We start from the raw sequence: 19,472 nt of genomic DNA, 5'->3' as shown, positions 1-19,472 counted from the left end.
TTTATAAGTTTTTATATCTGTTTATTTTCAATAATCGTACTGATTCCCAATCCACCTGCTATACATAGTGTGATTAGCCCATATCTTTTTCCGGTTCTTTCTAGTTCATGTATCAATTTGGTTGCTAAAATTGCACCAGTGGCACCAATTGGATGTCCCATGGCAATGGCACCGCCGTTAGGGTTCACCTTATTCATATCAAGGTTCAATTCTTTGATCACTGCCAAAGCTTGTGCAGAAAAGGCTTCGTTCAGTTCTATTAAATCAATATCATTCAGTTTCAACCCTGACTTTTGAAGCGCTTTCAAGGTAGAGTCAACAGGCCCCAGCCCCATGAAATTCGGTGATACGCCTGCTGCAGCTTGAGCAATCACTCTTGCTTTCGGCTTTTTACCACGCCTTTTGGCTGCTTCTTCCGACATAAGTATCAGAGCGGATGCACCATCATTCCTTCCACTACTATTTCCTGCGGTTACCGTTCCATTTTTTTTGAAAACCGGTTTTAAACTGGCCAACTTTTCCAGACTGGTTTCTCTTGGGTGCTCATCCACATTAAATTCCATTAACCCCTTTTTCGTTTTAATTTGATAGGAAACGATTTCTTTCGAAAATATTTCCGTAGAAATTGCCCGTCTTGCATTTTCCTGGCTCCTTAAAGCAAATTCATCTTGTTCAGTCCTTGAAATGGAATATTTTTCAGCCAGATTTTCTGCTGTCATTCCCATCGTTAACATACCGTAATCTTCTATAGGCTGTGAACCTGGCTGGCTTTCCGTATTCGGGTCCAATAACTGTCCATTGCCTGATTTCAACCCAAAACGGATATTTCTCATATAGTATGGAGCCGTGCTCATTGATTCCGCTCCACCTGCAATGATTACATCTCCAAATCCGCATTGTATTTGTTGACTGGCAGAATTGATCGCCTGGATGCCGGATCCGCATTGTCGGTGAACGGTATAACCTGGTACTTCCACAGGGAAGCCTGCCCTGAGCGATGCAACCCTTGCCAAATTTGACGCGTCTGAACTTTGTTTGGCTTGTCCCATAATCACTTCATCAATACTCTCTTTAGGAATATCCGCTCTCTTGATCACTTCATCAAGGACAGCGGCTGCCAGGAAATCGGCAGGAACATTTTCCAATGCTCCCCCTAATTTCCCTATAGCGGTGCGAACCGAGTCTATAATAACTACATTGCTCAATTTTCTACCCCCTCCTATTTTTATTTCTTTCTTCTAAACTATCCTTATATCTTTGGTGAGCTATTTTCAAGGCAACAATCACCGACTGCTGCGATGGAGCCAAAAAGTCCGTTTTAATATTATCTATTAAGGAATCAATATCTTTACTAAAATCAAAACCTACTATCATTCGCTTAAAAAAATCCTGGGCCAAAGTTGTTAAAAACGTAAATTCTGCATTAATGATAATGTGACTTTCCTTGTGGATTTCAAGTACCATCCCAGCGTATTTATAATTTTCATACATGCTCGTATTTTGCGGTGCCTTCGCATAGGCCGTGATTAATAATGTTGGCTGTCCCATATAAAACTACATCCTCTCAAGATTACTTGCATAAACCAGTGGGTGTTCCATAATCCCCTTTCCAGTTTATATTAATTAAAGACCTCTTGAAAAATGTTTTACTTTTTCCATATCTATCTCCATGCCAAATCCTGGCCCATCCGGGATGATTATTTCAAAATTCTCATATTTAATTTGGTTTAGCGTAATATTTTCTTTGAAAAGTAACGGTCCAAACAATTCAGTACCGAATTCAAATTTTGGAATGGTTGAATAAAGTTGTGCACAAATGGCCGTTCCTAATGATGATTCAATCATCGTTCCGCCATACAAACCAAAACCTACACCTTCGGCAATCGCAGCCACCTTTTTTGTTTGGGTCATTCCACCATGTTTACATATTTTCAAGGCAAAGGAATTACCTGCTCTATGTTTAGCTATTTGGAATGAATCTTGTAAAGTATTCAATGATTCATCGGCCATGATCGGAACCTTAAAACGTTCGGTCAATCTTGACATCCCTTCATTATCCCAAGCTGGCAGCGGCTGTTCGACCATGGAAACCCCACCTTCCTGTAAAGCTTCAATGCAATACGTAGCCGTTGTTTCATCCCATGCTTGATTAACATCAACCGTAATGCGGGCTTGATCTCCTACTGCTTCAATAATTTTCAATACATGCTCCACATTCTTATATGGATTACCTTTGCCAATTTTCAATTTAAAGATATTATGACGTTTTTGGTGTAAGGATTCTTTCGCTTCTTCGATATCTTTATACGTATCCCCACTTGCCAAAGTCCATGCCACCGGCAATGATTTATGAATTTGCCCTCCGAATAATTCATAGGCAGGGATGTTTCTCCTTCTAGCTACTAAATCTACCATGGCCGATTCAACGACAGCCTTTGCAAAATTATTCCCTCTAACATTAAGTGAAACCTCATGCATGATTTTGTCATAATGGATTGGGTTTTTACCTATGATAAGTGGGGCGATATAAGTATCAATATTCACTTTTATCGCCTCAGGCGTCCCCTCACCATATGAAGCCCCGCCTATTGTCGCCACCTCTGCCCAACCTTCCGCTCCCTCTTCATCCATGACACGGGCAAGAATGATTGTTTGTTCCACGATCGTATGCATGGCAAGCTGATGAGGACGAATTGTGGGTAAATCAATAATGTATACATCTACTGAACGTATTTTCATTTAATCCACCTTTTTAACATTTAATAGATAAAATCCGCTTCCGTTTTTGCTCTTACTTCTTCGATCGTTACACCGGGCATCAATTCAATCAGGTTCAACTGTTTGTCAATAACTTCAAAGACAGCCAATTCAGTGATGATCATGTCAACGCTTCGATTGGAAGTAATGGGGTAGGTGCACTCTTTTAAAACTTTACTTTGACCTTCCTTACTTGTATGTGTCATTGTCACGATCACTTTTTTGGCACCAACCAATAGGTCCATCGCTCCTCCAACACCCATGATATTCTTGCCAGGCACCGCCCAATTTGCAATTTCCCCGGTTTGACCCACCTGCAAAACACCTAAGATAGCAACATCGATGTGGCCTCCACGGATCATTGCAAACGATTCTGCACTATTAAAGAATGATGCACCAATTGATTCCCCTACTGGTAACTTGCCTGCATTTACTAAATTGGGATCGATTTTATCTTCATCCACTTCTGCAACCCCTAATAATCCATTTTCCGTATGGAAAAAAACATTTTCATCATCAATGTATTTTGCAACCAAGGTCGGAATCCCGATTCCAAGGTTCACTATACAAGGACCCGTCAATTCTTTTGCCGCCCGTCTTGCTATCATATTTTGCATTGATTCTTTTTCACTCATAATCTTTGACACCTTCCTTCGTCAGGAATTTCTTTGCCTTAATAATTCCATCGACGAATAGATGCGGTGTTACAATCTCCTCTGGCGAGAGTTCACCAGGTTCAACTATCTCATCCACTTCTGCAATTACGACGTCTGCGGCTGTTGCCATAACCGGATTAAAGTTTCGAGCAGTTTTATAATAAACAAGATTACCAAGCGCATCTGCCTTCCATGCCCTGATCAAAGCTACATTTGCTCTTATGGCAGGTTCAAACATATATGTAGCCCCATTTATCTCCCTTTCTTCTTTTCCTTTTGCTAAATCGGTCCCTACACTCGTTTTCGTATAGTAACCGCCTATGCCAGCACCGCCAGCACGAATGGATTCCGCTAATGTCCCCTGTGGTAAAAGTTCTAATTCAATTTCACCACGTAGGTAAAGCTCCCCAATTTCACGATTGCTTGTAAAATAAGAACCAATCGCTTTTTTTATTTTCTTCTGACTTAGGAGAACTCCCAGACCTTTCCCTTTCTCGCCTAAATTGTTACTGATGACAGTTAAGCCTGCTACATCCTTTTTGGCCAAACCATCAATTAAAGTAAGAGGGGCACCGATCAAGCCAAACCCTCCAACCATTAATGTATGACCGTTCTTCACACAAGATAAAGCTGCTTCTATATCTTGATGTACTTTCGTCATGTTTTCCCCACCAATCTCACGTTACTTATTTTCTATTAATGAATCACTTGCTTCAAACCAAGCAGGTATTCCAGCAGTCAATAAGCAAATTAGTCCCACTTCCGCTAATTGTTCTTCCGAAGCTCCATTTAACCTTGCCGTCTCCATCCATTCCCCAACCTGTTTCCCTTTTAATTCTGTAATGAATATTCCTGTCATCAGGATATGTTTTAGCTTTTTTGTAACGACTGAATCGCTTAATATATAATCTTTGAGGGAGTTTTGGTCTTCAGATTTAACCAGTTTCAAAACATTCGAGACGAATGCCGTCTCCTCATCACCTAATAGCTCAATCATATAAAGCAGGATTTCTTCTGCTGTTTCTTTATGGCCACTTATTTCGGGATATCGAATGCCTTTAAGTGTAAGGGCATATTCCAAAGACTTAATTCCTATACTTAAGGCTTTAGTTCCGTTATATAAGTATGAAACAATTAGGTATTCCACCAGTTCCGGTAATGTTGCTCCACCATCCATTGCCCCTTTTGTATGGTAAACCATACTCCGTTCATACAACCTCGCAGCATTCATGCCTACCAGTAAGATATCTTTCTCCTTCTTCGTCAAGGCTCCCTCTTGCATGATGTTACTGCGTAAGTTTGTATAGTGATCAAGTGCATTTGGGCTATAATCGTGCATTTTTTGCACCCAGCCTGGTACCACATCATAAACTTCTTTAAAATACGATAATCCTTCGCTCATTCGTCTGCACCTCTTTAAATTAATTGAGAGTCAAGTATCGATAGTGCTCTAATAGGTGAGGCTGTTGCATTTTTTAGTTTTAAAGGGATCCCGAAAAAAAGAAAGCGAGAGTGCTTAGGTAATTTTTCCAGATTCACTAGATTTTCGACGATATATATATCATTGTTCAGTAACTTTTGATGAATTCCACTTTCTGAATCCTGGTTCGAATCGGCATTGGGCAAATCCAACCCGACAATATGTACTTGCTTTTCGATAAACCATTCAGCCACACTATCATCTAAAGCCTGCGCTTCAAAAAAGCCTTCTTTCCCCCATTCTTGTCCCCATATCCTGATGAGGACAATATCGTCTTTTTCAACATATACTCCCTGCCTGCGTTCCGCCTCTTCAAGTAAATCTTTCGTAACAGGTTCATCTGTTGCTTTTAACATGCTTACATCCAGTATGAGGGCATCCCCAAACATTTTCTTCAGCTTGATGTTTTCAAACGACTCCTCATTTACAGAGAAATGTGAAGGTACATCGACATGTGTCCCACTATGATCAGAAAAAGAGATCAACTTGGTACGGAATCCTTTAGGAAGCGAATCATGTTTTCCCTTATGTTCAAGAGGTTCATCTTTAATGCCTATTGCAGGTAAATCATTATTTGTAACTAGACCATCGTACAGTTCCAATGTTAAATCAATGATTTTCAATGGTAAAACCCCCAAATTCATTAAGCGTTTACATTATCACGACAAAAATGGCTACCCTAAACATTACTATCAATAATTGACAGCAGGTGTTTAAGGTAGCCATTTGTTCACCAGTTGTTATTAAAAAAGGTTATTTTTTAATAGCTAGTGAATAGGCAATAATTAAGTTTATTTTATATTCTAAATATTACACTATTTTCTGTTAATTTCAATATTTTTTTTAAAATTATTTTTAAAAAATTAAATTCGTTTTAAGAAAGACTTTATCCCTTCACTAATCTCCACTCTATTTTCAAACACCATTGTATAGTGGTTACAAGTTGAAACGATCGTTTCAATATCAGGTGTATATTTCTTCGTATCATCATAGGCTTCTTCATAAAATAATGGAGGAAAATCCCCTATTTTCCCACTGGCATAAACCAATAAGGTTTTACAGGTAATTAGACTACAAACTTCTTTAGGGACAAAAGAATAAAAACTATTGAAATCTGAAAGAATGCTATCTTCTGATGATTTATTCTCCCAGTGACCATCCACTTCATGAACCTCATACTCCACCACACTTTGCAGATGATCCGTCCATTTGATACCCAAACGGCTATAGATTTCCTTAATTTCCGCAATATAACTTTCTTGAGATTCATATTCTTTACTTAATCGGCCTAATGATGGTTGTACGATGTCCCTTTGTTGTTGAGAGGAAGTGGCCGCACCATCCAATAATATCAGGGCTTGTACCGAGGTTAATTTACTGGCTACAACACTTGAGATGAATGCTCCCATTGAATACCCAATCAAAATTGGATTATTAATCTTTAACTCCTGAATTAACTCAATTACATCCTCTGCATGATTGAAAATAGAAGACTGCTCATCTGCACTTGAACTATTTCCCCTCCCTCTCAAGTCAATCGAAATGACTCTGTACTCGCCTTTTAACATTTCTGCATAATAATGCATTTGCTTATGATTACCCGTTAAACCATGTATGGCGATGATTGTCCCTTTCGTTCCTGGATAATCTGCAATTTGGATTCTATGATCCCTCAATTCCTTTACATACATTTCCATAGTAATACTCCTCCATATCCTTGATTATCAACATAAACCAGCCAGCCTACATATTTAATAAAAAAAAGCTATCTTAACTTAACCATCAAGGTAACTTGATCGCGAAATTAAGATAGCCAGTCACTTCATTAATTTTCATTAAAAAAGGACTTTTTTTAATGATTAATGAATAGGCATGATATAAATACATGTAATGCTTCCATTTTACAGGAAGTTCATATTATTTCAAATTTAATTTGATAATTTCGATTTCTTTGTAACTAAAAGTTGTTACTTGCGGAATTTTTTTGAAGGAGGTCCTCTATGGTCTCACTCCATCGTTCTACGACTTCTTTGGAATTTTTCAAGTCGATTTTAATTCCAGAGGTTATTTCAGCATACTTAGCAATATCCTCCCGTGCCTCTACTATTTTGGCGTAGAACCTTTCTCTTTGGTACCGGGCATTTGGCAGCTCTTTTAATCTCTCTATCGATAGTCGAATATAATGAGCTTTCCCTTTCCAAAACAAAACCAGTGTAGCTTTATGGGTACGAATGACATTGGTTGTAGTCGAAGTATCCGGCCATAGACCAATCCTTAATTCCCCACGGCTTATTGCTACGATCTCACCCACACTAATCATAGCAGTATGTGGCCATCCTTCTTCACTTACCGTCAACAACATCATGGCTTCATGCTGTTTGTCGGCCAATTCTTTGCCATTTAACAAGGCGAATACCTCTACTGGCATTTCCATTCCATTCATTTTTTCACCTTTTTCTTTAATTCCCCAGTAATTAACACCAAGTCCCCTGGCAATTGTATTAAATTTTGGCGCGAATTTTCATTCCGTCCCATCGCTTCGCACCATGAGCATCAATTTCAAATTGATCTAACGCCCTATAAGCAAGATGATCAATGATATCGTTAACGTTTTCAGGATGATTATAGAAGGCTGGCATCGGAGGGAATATAATGGTCCCCATTTTTGAAAGCTCCGTCATATTCTCCAAATGAATCGTATTTAGAGGAGTTTCTCTTGTCATTAGCAATAATTTTTTTCTTTCCTTCAACATGACGTCAGCAGATCGCGTTAACAAATTATCGGCAAGTCCCATGCGAATGGAAGCTAGTGTTTTCATACTGCAAGGTGCTACGATCATTCCATCAACCCGGAAAGATCCACTTGATATTCTTGCTGCTTGATCTTTATAAGAATAGGAATGATCAGCTAATCCCTCCACGTCTTTAACAGAATATGAAGTTTCATGTTGAATGGTGGCATGTGCCCAAGGGGACATGATTAAATGGGTCTCCACTTCACTGCTTTTAAGCATCTGAAGAATCCTAATTCCGAAAATGGCTCCAGTCGCTCCTGTTATCCCAACGATGATTTTCATTAATTCCCCTCCTTATTCATTAGTCCTTGTATCGAAACGAGAACTTATACATTAGAAAATTCAGGAACAAACCGCCTTGGATCTACCTCTTTAAATTCAGACCTTTTAAATTCATCTTTTAAATGAAACGGTACTGTACAGTCAAAAATGGTCTTACAGGAAATCCCCTTTTCCTGAATGGTAGGGCTGTATGCGGGATCTTGTGAAGGATCTAACGGGTGACAGCGCACTCCAGGAATGAAAACCGTATCAACATCACCTTGGTAACGAGTATTTAACGCCCATAAAACATCATTACTATCGAAGGGATCCACATCTTCGTCCACTATGAATACATGCTTAAGTTCAGAAAAGGCAGAGAACGCCAATAGTGCAGCTTGTCTTTGGCGACCTTCATCACTTGGCTGACTTTTCTTGAATTGAAGAACAGCCATGTATTTACCTCCTCCCGAAGTATGGGCATAAACATTCAATAATTTGCCTGGCATTGCCTTTTCCACCATTTGCAGAATGCTTGCTTCAGTTGGAATGCCAGCCATATTCACATGTTCTTCACTTGGACCAATAACTGTTTGCATGATTGGATTGACACGGTGTGTTACAGCTTTCACTTTGATTAGAGGCAGTTCCGCAACAGCTGAACCTGTATAACCAGGGAATTCCGGCATTGCTTTTCCAGTATTGGTGTTTTGATCTTCCCGAACGCGCACTCCGGGAACCAATTCCCCTTCAATTACATATTCAGCATTTGCGATAGCTTTTTCATCAATGGTCAAGCATTGGACCAATTCTACCGCTTCTTTCCTGATCGCCCCTGCAACACTCAACTCATTAAAGCCAAGGGGAGTCGTAGGTGCTTCAAAACAAGCAGCGACTTCAATAGCAGGGTCAACACCGATACTAATGGAAATTGGTAACGGTTTTCCTGCTTTTTCAGCCTTTTCACGAAAAACTTCCAAATGGCGGCCAGGAACAAAATACATGGACATCTCATCTTTACTTTGTAAACATAAACGATGTATCGTTATATCAGATTCACCCGTTTCTGAATCGGAGGCATAGCACATACCTATGGTGATATACGGGCCTGCATCTTCCTCTGTATTCGTAGGCGCAGGTATTAACTTTCTGATATCGAAATCCGGATCTTCTGCATAGTGAACCACTTCTTGAGCTTTAGCTTTATCATTTGAAATGGTGATTGGATCAATTGGATTTTTTACAGCTTCATTTAAAAGGAACCCCAGTCGCTCCGGTTTTGTATTTAGCATGAGGCCGACTCTTTCCCGGCTGGCTAAAAGTCCAATCACCACGCTTGAATCTTCATGCCCCAATACATGATTGAAAACCATGGCAGGTCCAATTTTTGTTGGCCGCATTACTGTTCCGCCAGCACCTACATGACGATAAACCCCAGATAATTCAGCATGAGGATTGACTGGTTCATCCGTTTCAATCAATTGTCCTGGAATGGACTTCAGTAGTTCCAAGGCAGAACGTAAATCTGTCACTTTATTCATTTTTTCAGCCATAAAAAGTCCCCCTATCACTTTATGATCAGTATCCTATGTATCAATCAAATTCAAATAACCTATATGTTATCGGTTACAATTGATATTCTAAAGTGTATTTCTACTATACAGTCAATGGATATTTGAAAATTCAAGTAATTTTCTCTACAGGGATTTGCAGCTGACAAAAATCAACACTATTATCATTCTCGTAAAAGGTCGTATCCAATAAGCAAGCGTCCACGACGTCCCCTACAATTCTATACTGATTTTCACCGATCCAATGAACCAATTCATTTAAAAACTCAATGTTATATGGCATTCCGTATTTATACACACATGCATATTGACCAGCAGGCAACGTCATCATGTTATCCATATCAGAATCTATAAAGGGTAATGAAGTATATATTCCCGCACCCTCGAAAACATCATCCGTTCCAAGCTTATCCTTTAAAATAACTGTGCCAAATCCCTCTGACGGAAGCATCTCATGTTTACTTAATACATTCCAAGCTTTCATCAGCGTTAAATGTAATTCTTCACGGCACAATTCATTTTCAAATGGTATAAATAAGACATGCCTTTCAGGAAATTCTTCTATAATAGGTTTATCCAATTCACTTTTAATATTTTTGGCTTCTGAATATTTCATTAATCTCTGTTGAATAAATGTACGTGTATTCATCAAGGCGCTTATTTCTTTATCAATGAATTCTTGATGAAATTCCAAAAGTGACATGGCAGTAGTTAAATTCCGATTTCCTATATGGTCCTTAATATCATTCAGTTTGATGCCAATCGACTTTAAAAAGCAAATTTCCCTTAGAAACGGAATCTGAACTGCACTATAATATCGATAACCATGTTCATCTATATGTACGGGTTTAAATAATCCGATCTTATCGTAATAAATGAGTGTTTGCCTTGAGATACTGTGAATGGAAGCCATTTCACTGATTGATAAGTAATTGCCCATATGTGTTCCTCCTCTGCAAAACCTTTTTGTGAGTTATATCCAAATCTTACTTTTACCGTTATCTTCCATTATTCATATACGGAGCCATATCCTGTTGTAGAGGGTCAGTTTGACAACATCTATCCTCCCCTAACTTTACCATTTTTTCATTTAAAATGAATGGAATTTAAAAGGCCCTTTCTATCGAAAAAACTGGATCATATCAACTTCTTCAGTTATTACAGGAATGCTGCCCCGTTTGTTGCACAAGAAAAAGAGCTGCCAAAGCAACTCTCTTATTAAAGTTAAGCATCTGTTAGTTCATTAACTTTTCATACGATAAAATTACTATTCCACATATTACAGATACTCCCAAAAATGAAAGTACATAAAAATGAGAAGGCGTAACACTCACAAACTCTATCTCGTTTTGAAGAGTTTCTACTTTATCCCATGCACTCTTTACATCTGGTTTATAGTTTTTTGTTTTAATATAACCGACTAACATCACAACGACTACATAGATTACATGAAGAGAAAATGAACCTATAATTGCTTGAAGAACCACCTTCATAACGCCCCTCCCTTTTTATTCATTTCACCATATTCAGCAACATGTGTTCTTGAACTATCCTGCCCCGTAAGTTGCATAAAGGGGTTCCGACAACATTGATTTACAACGTTAAGGATATTCCAGTATCAAAAAAAACAATTTCTCAGTGATAGTAATAAGAAATTGGGATTTAATTATGCAACAATTGCCCCCGTTTGTGGAACCAGAAACATATTTCTTTTTTTGCCGAACACGGATTCTCTGAAGTTCTTCACTTTGTCATATTTTATTTTTTAAATTTCTTAGATTCTCCATGTCTCCATTTACTATCACATCTATATGAGCAGAAATGATATCAATATCCAAATCCCACCATTTAATTTCCAGTAATTCGTTAATGGTTTCTTCTGAGAAACGGTTTTTAAGTTGCTTTACAGGATTTCCTCCAACGATAGTGTAAGGTTCCACATCTTTGGTAATAACCGATTTGGCCGCGACAATTGCACCATCCCCTATTTTTATTCCAGGCATTATGACAGTATCCATTCCAATCCAAACGTCATTTCCAATTATGGTATCACCTTTAAACGGCAACTGATCTAACGTTGGTGTATATTTCCCCCAACCGTGTCCGAAAATATTGAATGGGTAGGACGAAAAACCATCCATTCTATGATTAGCTCCATTCATAATAAACGTTACACCAGGTGCTATTGCACAAAATTTGCCAATGACAAGTCGGTCACCGAAGAATTCGTAGTGATATAACACTTGATCCTCAAAGGATTCACCATTTCTTGCATCGTAATACGAGTATTCACCCACAATAATGTTTGGTCTAGTAATTGTATTTTTTATAAATTGCACAACGCAATTTCCTTTAATCGGATATTTATCTTTAGGATTTGGCCCATGTTGCCTATTTGATCCCATGGATATCAACTGCCTTTCAGGAATTTTATAATACACTTAGCCGACCTATTTTATTGCATTCCTCAGCGAACCAAATGGCACCGTCAGGTCCTAATACAATTCCATGTGGCTCCGCATTTTGTGTAGGAATTAGATATTCCGTAATTTCACCTTGCATTGAAATTCGACCAATTTGATTTCTTCCCCATTCAGTGAACCATAAAGCACGGTCAGGACCCGTTACTATTGCGTGTGGGCGAGCATTTGCAGTAGGGATGGAGTATTCACTTATTGTTCCAGAGGTAGTAATTCGACCGATTTTATTTCCGTTAATTTCCACAAACCAGAGTGCATCGTCGGGTCCACTTGTAATACCTACAGGACCAGCATGTTTTGTTGGCAAATTGTAATTAGTCACTTCTCCGAGCATCGTAATCCGACCAATTTGATTACTCTGATTCTCTGTAAACCACATGGCACCGTCAGGTCCAGCAACAATAAAAGAGGGATAGGAGCCAGGACTCGGTAAATCATACTGAATAATTTCACCTGATGGTAAAATTCTCCCTATTCTATTTCCATTCATTTCGGTAAACCAAATGTCTCCATTGTGTCCTTCAGTTATTCCAAAAGGTGCTGAATTTGGACTCGGGAGAGTATATTCGATGATTTCACCTGTTACTGTCAGTTTTCCAATTTTATTCGCCCTATTTTCCGTGAACCATATATCACCCTGAGTTGTGGAGGTTATAGATAGGACACCTGCATCAGGTGTAGGAACAACGAAATGAGTAACTTCACCGTTAACAGTCATTCGACCAATTTGATTTGCTTTATGTTGTGTAAACCATAGCGCACCATCTTTTCCCGTAGTTATTCCATAAGGGCCAGAATCTTTGTCAAAAAGTTCGTATTCGTCAATATTTATCTCCACTATAATCCTCCTTCTTCTTATATAAAATTCTTCTAGTAATTCGTTACAAAATAATGGATATCCTGCAAAGAAGGTTTTACTTCTTATTCAAGAATATGGCCCGATTGTTGAACACAGATATAATATTTTTCTTCAACTAACTGCCCCGTTAGTGACATGAGAAAAAAGGCTGCCTCAGCAACCTTCATTATTGTAGTAAAGCAAGCGTTCCTCTAATAAGCAAATCCAGCTATAAGATGACTATATCAGACCGTTTTTCTAGTTTGTTTACTTTTTCTTTTTACCATAACCTTTCCTAACTACATGGAATCTTCTATCCCTTCAACAAACTATAAGATCTTTTCCAGTTCCTCTAATCGTATAGCCTTTCTAAGATATTTTATATATTTATCTACAACTGTATCTGAAAATTGAATAAGGAACTCGTCATTCTTAGCCCCAACTTCTAATTACCCATCCCCCCATTTAACAATCCACCACTACTCTCTGCAAACTTTAACCTAAAATATTCTAGCGAGGTCTTCACCTAAATATATTGTTATTTGTTTACAACATCCTACTTGTTAAAGTAAAAACCTTTTTCATTACCTCACTATATGTTCTCGGCGAAATGGTATAAAGATATTACTTAGTTGTAAATTAAAAAACAAGCGGAAATCTCTTGTTTGAGTTTATCGACAAAATGAGGTTCGGATTGGTCTCAATCCCTTTCAGAATTTTTCGAGGGAATGAATACCATAACTTTAAAACGAGACTTAGTTATACTCCATGGTTTTTATGAAACCCTCACTGGATTGAAGAAATTTGCGACCCTCCTTCCGAATAACTGGCTAGCCGAGACGAGGAAGGGAGGAATTTCTGAAAACAACTTAAACGTTTTTAAATAAAAAAACTGCAGGCTAACTCGCTTTCCTTCGAGTTGGTCTACAGTCTGAAACAAGAGGAGATCTCTTGTTTTGCTTTTTTTATATTGATTCTGAAACTACTAATGTCAAATAATATCAGCAATCTATCTTTTTTTAGGTTTTTAACAATTTTTCTATATCTTTTTATAGACTGCTGTTTCTTCGCAAAATTTGTAATGTTAAAGCCAGTTCCTTTTTTTTTGCTACAAGCAGATTTGATTTATTAAGCAAACCACCATTTAATTTAACTACCTTTGTTATCTTGTGTCTATGGATAGAACCATCATCAAACTAACCAACGCAGCACAGGACTATTTAGATCCTTGGTGAAGAGACCGTAATCAATGACAACCATTTCATCATTCTCGGTAAAACCGACATTAGCTAAACGCAAATCTATTGGAATGATACCGTACTTTAGAAACTTTAGTTCCAACTTGATAAGTTTCGGATATTCCATGATTGCACGTGGCATATTAATGTCCATCTTCTTCATGATGATCCAGCCAGTTCCATACTCCTTAACCGGACATAAATACTTTTTGACTTCCTCATTACAGTTATTATAAATATAGGCTTCATTTGCAGTGCTTATTAATCCTACTTCTGACAATGCAATTTTTAATATATAGCCATTATTTAAATCAAAGACGACCCGGTTAAATCCATGTCCAACCATTTTATACTTGAACTTTAGCGTTTTTCTAGCAGTAGACACATTTTGTATTACGGTTTTATAAAATTGAAATGGCCCCATTTGAGATATCCAGGACTCAATGGCCTTTATCTCTTGCCGGGACAGCATTTTACTTTTATTCGGCTGATGTATCCGTTCCTTACCATTGTTAATTGGCCACATTCCCTAAACGTCTCCTTTTTAATTTTTTTACTAGAAGATGGATTCCAGGGAGATGAAAAAACAAGTACATAGAAGAATTAATAATAAGCAAAAGATTTAGTGTTGGAAACCCCATTCCTGAATGCTGAGAAAGCAAAAATAATGTCCAGGAAAGAGCAATAGCAGCAGTTTCACGAAACGGCAAAGAAATTTAAATAAGTAAGGACCTATCTATTTGTCGTTCGTAAGTCATTTTCTTCATCCATGGATCCCTTACCAAGCATGTCTTCAGTTTCTCTTTCCTAATATGATATGACTTTAATATAAAATGGCTTGTACTGTAGCTGAGATATCATCATGGACAGGAAACATTGATTATTTGGGCGAGCAAATGAAAAAACAAGCATTTTTTCTCTCTCCATCCTTTCTGTGAAAGGAACAGGTAACATTCAATTGTTCTAGTAATTAAAAGGGTCAATATGGAGGTACTCTTTCCTTCATTTACGAAAAAAATGGTATATTATTGTTTATGACTTCAATGGTTTAAGACAAGGAGTGATGAATTATCCGTAAAAGATGGATCATTTCAACAATTGTTGGATTATTGCTTATTTTTTTAAGTGTAATAGCCTTCAATTATATCGACAGCGATAATAAAACGGAAAAAAGGAAAAATGCAGAAGCCAAGGGGGCCAAAATTCCTGAGGTTCAGGAATATGGCGGGACCAAGCTTGAAAAAGTCGGAGATAAGGTCCGCCAAAAAGATTGGGGAACATTCACATTAACTGAAACGAAGTCTATAAATGAGTCATTTGAATTGGCTCCCATGGTCATCACAATCAACGATATCCGCAGGATTCAATTATCTTCACTCACAGATGAAGTAAAGGAGGAGCTCAAGTCCTATACTGGTTTGAGCTTTGAAGAAGCTTATTCGATATACTATAAAGAGAATTTATCCATGGAGGAAATCGACCAACAGACTGTGTTGTCCAAAACGGATATTGGTGAAGAGGTTTCTTATCTGGAAATCACTTATTCTGTGGAAAATAAAGATTCGAAGGAACTTCAGTTCTTCAGCATGGAGCAAGTTACTTTCAATGATGATCTTACATATAATGTGCCTTCTAAAAATTTCATCCACTCCGGGGATACTTTTATGGGGACAAAAAAAGTAAGTCGATCAGATTACCAGCCCGGAGAAACTAGAAAAGGCACAATTGGCTTATTAGTTGATCCTGATGAAAAATTCAAAGGGCTCGATTCCTTTTCATTCACTACCGATGATATAGCAGATGGAGAGTCTCACGAATTATTGGTGGATGGGACTTCATTTGAAATCCCCCTAAATGGAAAGTAGTTTTATAGACTATAGGGATACGGTAAAAAACCCTATATAAGGGGAACTTCGAAAAAAGCTTTCCCTTATTAGGGTTCCATACGAACTCTCATTCTATAACAGATATGCTTATCTCTCCCCGACAGTGGGGCTCCGAGTTTCTTCTTCCAATAATAATCGCCGTAAAACTTTCCCTACAGCTGATTTCGGCAGCTGTTCCCTGAACTCAAATCTTCGCGGCACTTTAAATCTGGCCAATCGCTGCAGGCAAAACTCCCTGATTTCCTTCTCTGAGACAGACTTTCCTTTCTTTAAGACTATGGCCGCTTTTACCGTTTCCCCACGGTATGTATCCGGCACACCATATACACATGTCTCTTTCACGGCTGGATGCTCATAAATAATATCTTCGACTTCGTTTGGATAGACATTATAGCCGCTTGCAATGATCATATCTTTCTTCCTGCCCACTATATAAAAATATCCATCCTCATCCATCTTCGCGATATCCCCGGTGTATAGCCATCCGTCCCGCAATGCCGTTGCCGTTTCCTCTGAATTTTTCCAATATCCCTTCATTACTTGCGGGCCTTTAATGAGCAGTTCGCCTATTTCGCCGGTTGGCAATTCATCAATGCCTGTTTTCAGATCAACGATTTTGGCATCGGTATTAGGGTATGGAACTCCGATACTTCCTGGCTTTTTTTGTCCTGTAACTGGATTGCGGTGGCTTGTAGGTGAAGTTTCCGACATTCCGAATCCTTCCGATATCGAAACGCCTAATTTTGTTTCGAACTGATGAATGATCTCCATAGGGAGCGGGGCTGAACCACAGCTGCAGTATTTAAAGCAACTTAAATCTTCCGCCGTTAAATCCGGATGATTCAGTAAAGCAATATACATGGTCGGGACACCAGGAAAAATGGTTGGCCGATGTGTGCGAATCAAATCGACCACTTTGTTTATTTCAAATTTTTCTAATGTGATATAAGTCGATCCGGCATAAATGGCACTATTCAATCTCCCATTTCCAAACACATGGAATAATGGGGTCAATCCAAGCATCCGTTCGCCAGGCCTTTGGAGTTGAAGGGCATCTGCCGTAAAGGCAAAGTCTTGGAAGACATTGGAGACCAAATTAAAATGCGTAAGCATGACCCCTTTCGATTTCCCTGTAGTCCCTCCTGTATATTGAAGTACGGCCAGAGCTTCCTTTGGGTCGATGGTCAAAGCAGGAAGTGCCATATCTACCCTTGATAAATCCGTTCCGGTTTCGATTAATTTTTCGGCAGAAATGAACGTTAACCTGTCAGAAAAACCCGTTTGCACTAATTTTTCCTGTTGTTCCTCACGCCCAATGAACCAATCGGCTTCCGAATCCCGTAATATATAATCCAATTCACTTGACTGATAGAGGGGGTTTACTTGAACGACCACACCACCCAAACGATGAATGGCATAATAGGCAATGATATATTCTAGACAATTTGGCAGCATGATCGCTATACGATCGTTCATTTGAAATCCACGGTTGTATAATTTCACGGCAAAACGATCTGAGGCATCCTTCAATTCCATATATGTCATTTCCCGTTCTCCATCTATGACCGCTTTGCAGGTTGGGTAATGTCGGGCCGAACGTTCTAAAAGTCCGTATAATGACATCAATGGAATGTCAATTTCAGCAGGAGTTTCTATCGGATAAAATCCATGCCAAGTTCTAGTCAATTTTTTTCACACCTCATTCTTTTCTAATTAAATGAAATATAGCCATTTATCAGCCAATTTTGATCTTCCTTGCTTTCATTTATCACGAATGATTTTAAATATTCCTGTGCCCTTTGCAATGATGTTGCCTTCAGTATCTTTTATTTCTCCTTCAGTAAAGGCAATTTTGTACCCTTTTTGAAGGACTTTTGCTTCCGCAAATAATTCACCGCTCGATATGCTGGCTAAATAATGTACAGTTAAGCTTGTCGTTACAACTTTAGATTTGGTAACGGAACGAGTTACCATTCCTAGAATGGTATCCAGCATGGTAGCATGAATGCCGCCGTGCAATGATCCGTTAACATTAAGTAAATGTTCTTCTATGTTTAACTTTATCGTAACATTCCCTTCTTCAAACCGAATGATTTCAAACCCTATATGTGAAAAGAATGCACTACTTTCGAATTGATTGCGAATATCCTCCACTTCAACAGCCAATCTTCTTCCCCCTCACTTTTGCGCGATTCAACTTATGGAAAGGAGCAGAAACACATTGGGTTTCCACTCCTTTATCGTTGGCCTATATCGTTTCAACCATGATCGCCATTCCCTGTCCGCCGCCAACACAAAGTGTGGCAACTCCATATCTTTCTTTCCTGCGAATCAGTTCATATATTAGCGTAGTCACTATCCGGGCACCCGTCGATCCGACTGGGTGTCCAAGTGCTATAGCTCCCCCATTCACATTAACCTTATTTTCATCAAGCGATAAATCCCGGATTACGGCCAATGCCTGTGAAGCGAACGCCTCATTCAGTTCAAAAAGCCCAATCTCCTCTAGCTTTTTTCCGGTGCGTTCCAAAAGTTTTCCAACGGCTGGTACTGGACCAATTCCCATCACTTCAGGGGAAACTCCCGCAGTCGCCCAATCCACAATCTTTGCGATTGGCTGTACTTGTAACCGTTCAGCTTCACTAGCTTTCATTAATACCAAAGCAGTAGCCCCGTCATTACGGCCACAGGCATTCCCTGCAGTGACGGTTCCATTTTCCTTGAATGCCGGTTTTAAGCTTGCAAGCTTTTCCATTGTGGTTTCCGGGCGGGGATATTCATCCGTTTCAATGGTAACCGTACTCTTCCTGTCAAATAGCTGGACAGGAACTATCTCATCCTTGAACTTTCCTTCTTCCATCGCTTTTGCCGCTCTTCTTTGACTTTCCACTGAAAAGGCATCTTGTTCTTCCCTGGAAATGTTGTATCGCTGTGCGACATTTTCAGCGGTGATTCCCATCCCCAAGTTTTTTCCATAAATTTCTTGAGGTTGCTGGCCTGCTTCAGTATTAGAGTCCACTAGTTTGGTCCGGTCTCCCCCAAAACGGGCACTTCTTAAATAAAGGGGGGCACGGCTCATGCTTTCCGTACCGCCGGCAACGATTATTTTGGCTTGGCCTGAGCTTATTTGCTGTGCAGCTGATGTGATGGCCTGCATTCCAGATGCACATAATCGATTTACCGTAAAAGCAGTTACAGTATCGGGAATCCCTGAGCGCAGCGCTGCCACTCTCGCTACATTCGAGGATTCGGTCGTTTGCCTAACCTCCCCGAAAATGACTTCATCCACTTGTTCAGCTGCAATATTAGCCCGCTTGATCGCTTCTTTGATGGCTATGCTCGCCAAATGACCGGAACTAATCTCTTTAAATGCGCCTCCGTACCTTCCAATTGGCGTTCGCACAGCACTCACGATTACAATATCTTCTCCCATTTCGTTCCTCCCCCTTGAAATTACAGATACATGAGCAATAGAATGCCTGCCAGCAAGCTTTTTCTATAGCGCTCAAA

General features: G+C 39.1%; 20 protein-coding genes. 1 reads left to right on the top strand and 19 read right to left on the bottom strand.

What is annotated here, in order from left to right:
* Positions 1-11: 11 nt before the first annotated feature.
* The 16 genes from ACDZ29_RS20700 to ACDZ29_RS20625 all read right to left on the bottom strand — a co-directional run bounded on the left by ACDZ29_RS20700 (position 12) and on the right by ACDZ29_RS20625 (position 14,602).
* Entirely contained in the window at positions 12-1,205 is a 1,194-nt protein-coding gene (locus ACDZ29_RS20700) for a thiolase family protein (protein WP_375088523.1), read from the bottom strand.
* 4 nt (positions 1,206-1,209) lie between these two features.
* Positions 1,210-1,548 (bottom strand): DUF3870 domain-containing protein, encoded by a 339-nt coding sequence (locus ACDZ29_RS20695; RefSeq protein ID WP_370014619.1) that lies wholly within the window; start codon positions 1,546-1,548, stop codon positions 1,210-1,212.
* A gap of 75 nt (positions 1,549-1,623) precedes the next feature.
* Entirely contained in the window at positions 1,624-2,739 is a 1,116-nt protein-coding gene (locus tag ACDZ29_RS20690; protein ID WP_375088522.1) for a muconate cycloisomerase family protein, read from the bottom strand.
* A 20-nt stretch (positions 2,740-2,759) separates the two neighbouring features.
* Entirely contained in the window at positions 2,760-3,392 is a 633-nt protein-coding gene (locus tag ACDZ29_RS20685) for a 3-oxoacid CoA-transferase subunit B (RefSeq protein WP_375088521.1), read from the bottom strand.
* Positions 3,385-4,074 (bottom strand): CoA transferase subunit A, encoded by a 690-nt coding sequence (locus ACDZ29_RS20680; RefSeq protein WP_370014618.1) that lies wholly within the window; start codon positions 4,072-4,074, stop codon positions 3,385-3,387. Before ACDZ29_RS20680 ends, ACDZ29_RS20685 begins: the two co-directional genes overlap by 8 nt.
* Positions 4,075-4,095: 21 nt before the next feature.
* Positions 4,096-4,815: a carboxymuconolactone decarboxylase family protein gene (locus ACDZ29_RS20675; RefSeq protein ID WP_375088520.1), complete on the bottom strand. Its 720-nt coding sequence runs from the start codon at positions 4,813-4,815 to the stop codon at positions 4,096-4,098.
* A gap of 14 nt (positions 4,816-4,829) precedes the next feature.
* Complete coding sequence (locus tag ACDZ29_RS20670) at positions 4,830-5,516, bottom strand: cyclase family protein (RefSeq protein ID WP_375088519.1); 687 nt, start codon at positions 5,514-5,516, stop codon at positions 4,830-4,832.
* 240 nt (positions 5,517-5,756) lie between these two features.
* Positions 5,757-6,590, bottom strand: a complete 834-nt coding sequence (locus tag ACDZ29_RS20665; RefSeq protein ID WP_375088518.1) for an alpha/beta fold hydrolase — start codon at positions 6,588-6,590, stop codon at positions 5,757-5,759.
* A 260-nt stretch (positions 6,591-6,850) separates the two neighbouring features.
* Complete coding sequence (locus tag ACDZ29_RS20660; RefSeq protein WP_375088517.1) at positions 6,851-7,336, bottom strand: pyridoxamine 5'-phosphate oxidase family protein; 486 nt, start codon at positions 7,334-7,336, stop codon at positions 6,851-6,853.
* Between the two features lie 58 nt (positions 7,337-7,394).
* Positions 7,395-7,970, bottom strand: a complete 576-nt coding sequence (locus tag ACDZ29_RS20655; protein ID WP_375088516.1) for a non-oxidative hydroxyarylic acid decarboxylases subunit B — start codon at positions 7,968-7,970, stop codon at positions 7,395-7,397.
* Between the two features lie 44 nt (positions 7,971-8,014).
* Entirely contained in the window at positions 8,015-9,502 is a 1,488-nt protein-coding gene (locus ACDZ29_RS20650) for a UbiD family decarboxylase domain-containing protein (RefSeq protein ID WP_375088515.1), read from the bottom strand.
* A 130-nt stretch (positions 9,503-9,632) separates the two neighbouring features.
* Entirely contained in the window at positions 9,633-10,460 is an 828-nt protein-coding gene (locus tag ACDZ29_RS20645; RefSeq protein ID WP_375088514.1) for a MerR family transcriptional regulator, read from the bottom strand.
* Positions 10,461-10,755: 295 nt separating this feature from the next.
* Positions 10,756-11,013: a hypothetical protein gene (locus tag ACDZ29_RS20640; RefSeq protein WP_375088513.1), complete on the bottom strand. Its 258-nt coding sequence runs from the start codon at positions 11,011-11,013 to the stop codon at positions 10,756-10,758.
* 258 nt (positions 11,014-11,271) lie between these two features.
* Positions 11,272-11,925 (bottom strand): Vat family streptogramin A O-acetyltransferase, encoded by a 654-nt coding sequence (locus ACDZ29_RS20635; protein WP_375091182.1) that lies wholly within the window; start codon positions 11,923-11,925, stop codon positions 11,272-11,274.
* A 25-nt stretch (positions 11,926-11,950) separates the two neighbouring features.
* Positions 11,951-12,838 (bottom strand): Virginiamycin B lyase, encoded by an 888-nt coding sequence (locus ACDZ29_RS20630; RefSeq protein ID WP_375088512.1) that lies wholly within the window; start codon positions 12,836-12,838, stop codon positions 11,951-11,953.
* Positions 12,839-14,029: 1,191 nt separating this feature from the next.
* Positions 14,030-14,602 (bottom strand): hypothetical protein, encoded by a 573-nt coding sequence (locus tag ACDZ29_RS20625; protein WP_375088511.1) that lies wholly within the window; start codon positions 14,600-14,602, stop codon positions 14,030-14,032.
* A 583-nt stretch (positions 14,603-15,185) separates the two neighbouring features.
* Here ACDZ29_RS20625 and ACDZ29_RS20620 point away from each other — a divergent pair.
* Positions 15,186-15,941 carry a hypothetical protein gene (locus ACDZ29_RS20620; RefSeq protein WP_375088510.1) on the top strand — a complete coding sequence of 252 codons (756 nt, stop codon included), beginning with the start codon at positions 15,186-15,188 and terminating at the stop codon, positions 15,939-15,941.
* Positions 15,942-16,049: 108 nt separating this feature from the next.
* Here the strand turns inward: ACDZ29_RS20620 and ACDZ29_RS20615 are convergent, their stop codons facing one another.
* From ACDZ29_RS20615 to ACDZ29_RS20605, 3 genes are all read right to left on the bottom strand, one after another.
* Entirely contained in the window at positions 16,050-17,648 is a 1,599-nt protein-coding gene (locus ACDZ29_RS20615) for a long-chain fatty acid--CoA ligase (RefSeq protein WP_375088509.1), read from the bottom strand.
* A gap of 75 nt (positions 17,649-17,723) precedes the next feature.
* Entirely contained in the window at positions 17,724-18,128 is a 405-nt protein-coding gene (locus ACDZ29_RS20610; protein ID WP_375088508.1) for a PaaI family thioesterase, read from the bottom strand.
* An 82-nt stretch (positions 18,129-18,210) separates the two neighbouring features.
* Complete coding sequence (locus ACDZ29_RS20605; protein WP_375088507.1) at positions 18,211-19,395, bottom strand: thiolase family protein; 1,185 nt, start codon at positions 19,393-19,395, stop codon at positions 18,211-18,213.
* Between the last annotated feature and the right edge of the window lie 77 nt (positions 19,396-19,472).

This window comes from Peribacillus sp. RS7 (assembly GCF_041956845.1).
GTDB lineage: Bacteria > Bacillota > Bacilli > Bacillales > DSM-1321 > Peribacillus.
Note: the sequence above shows the minus strand (reverse complement) of the source record. Positions and strands in the feature narration are given on the sequence as shown.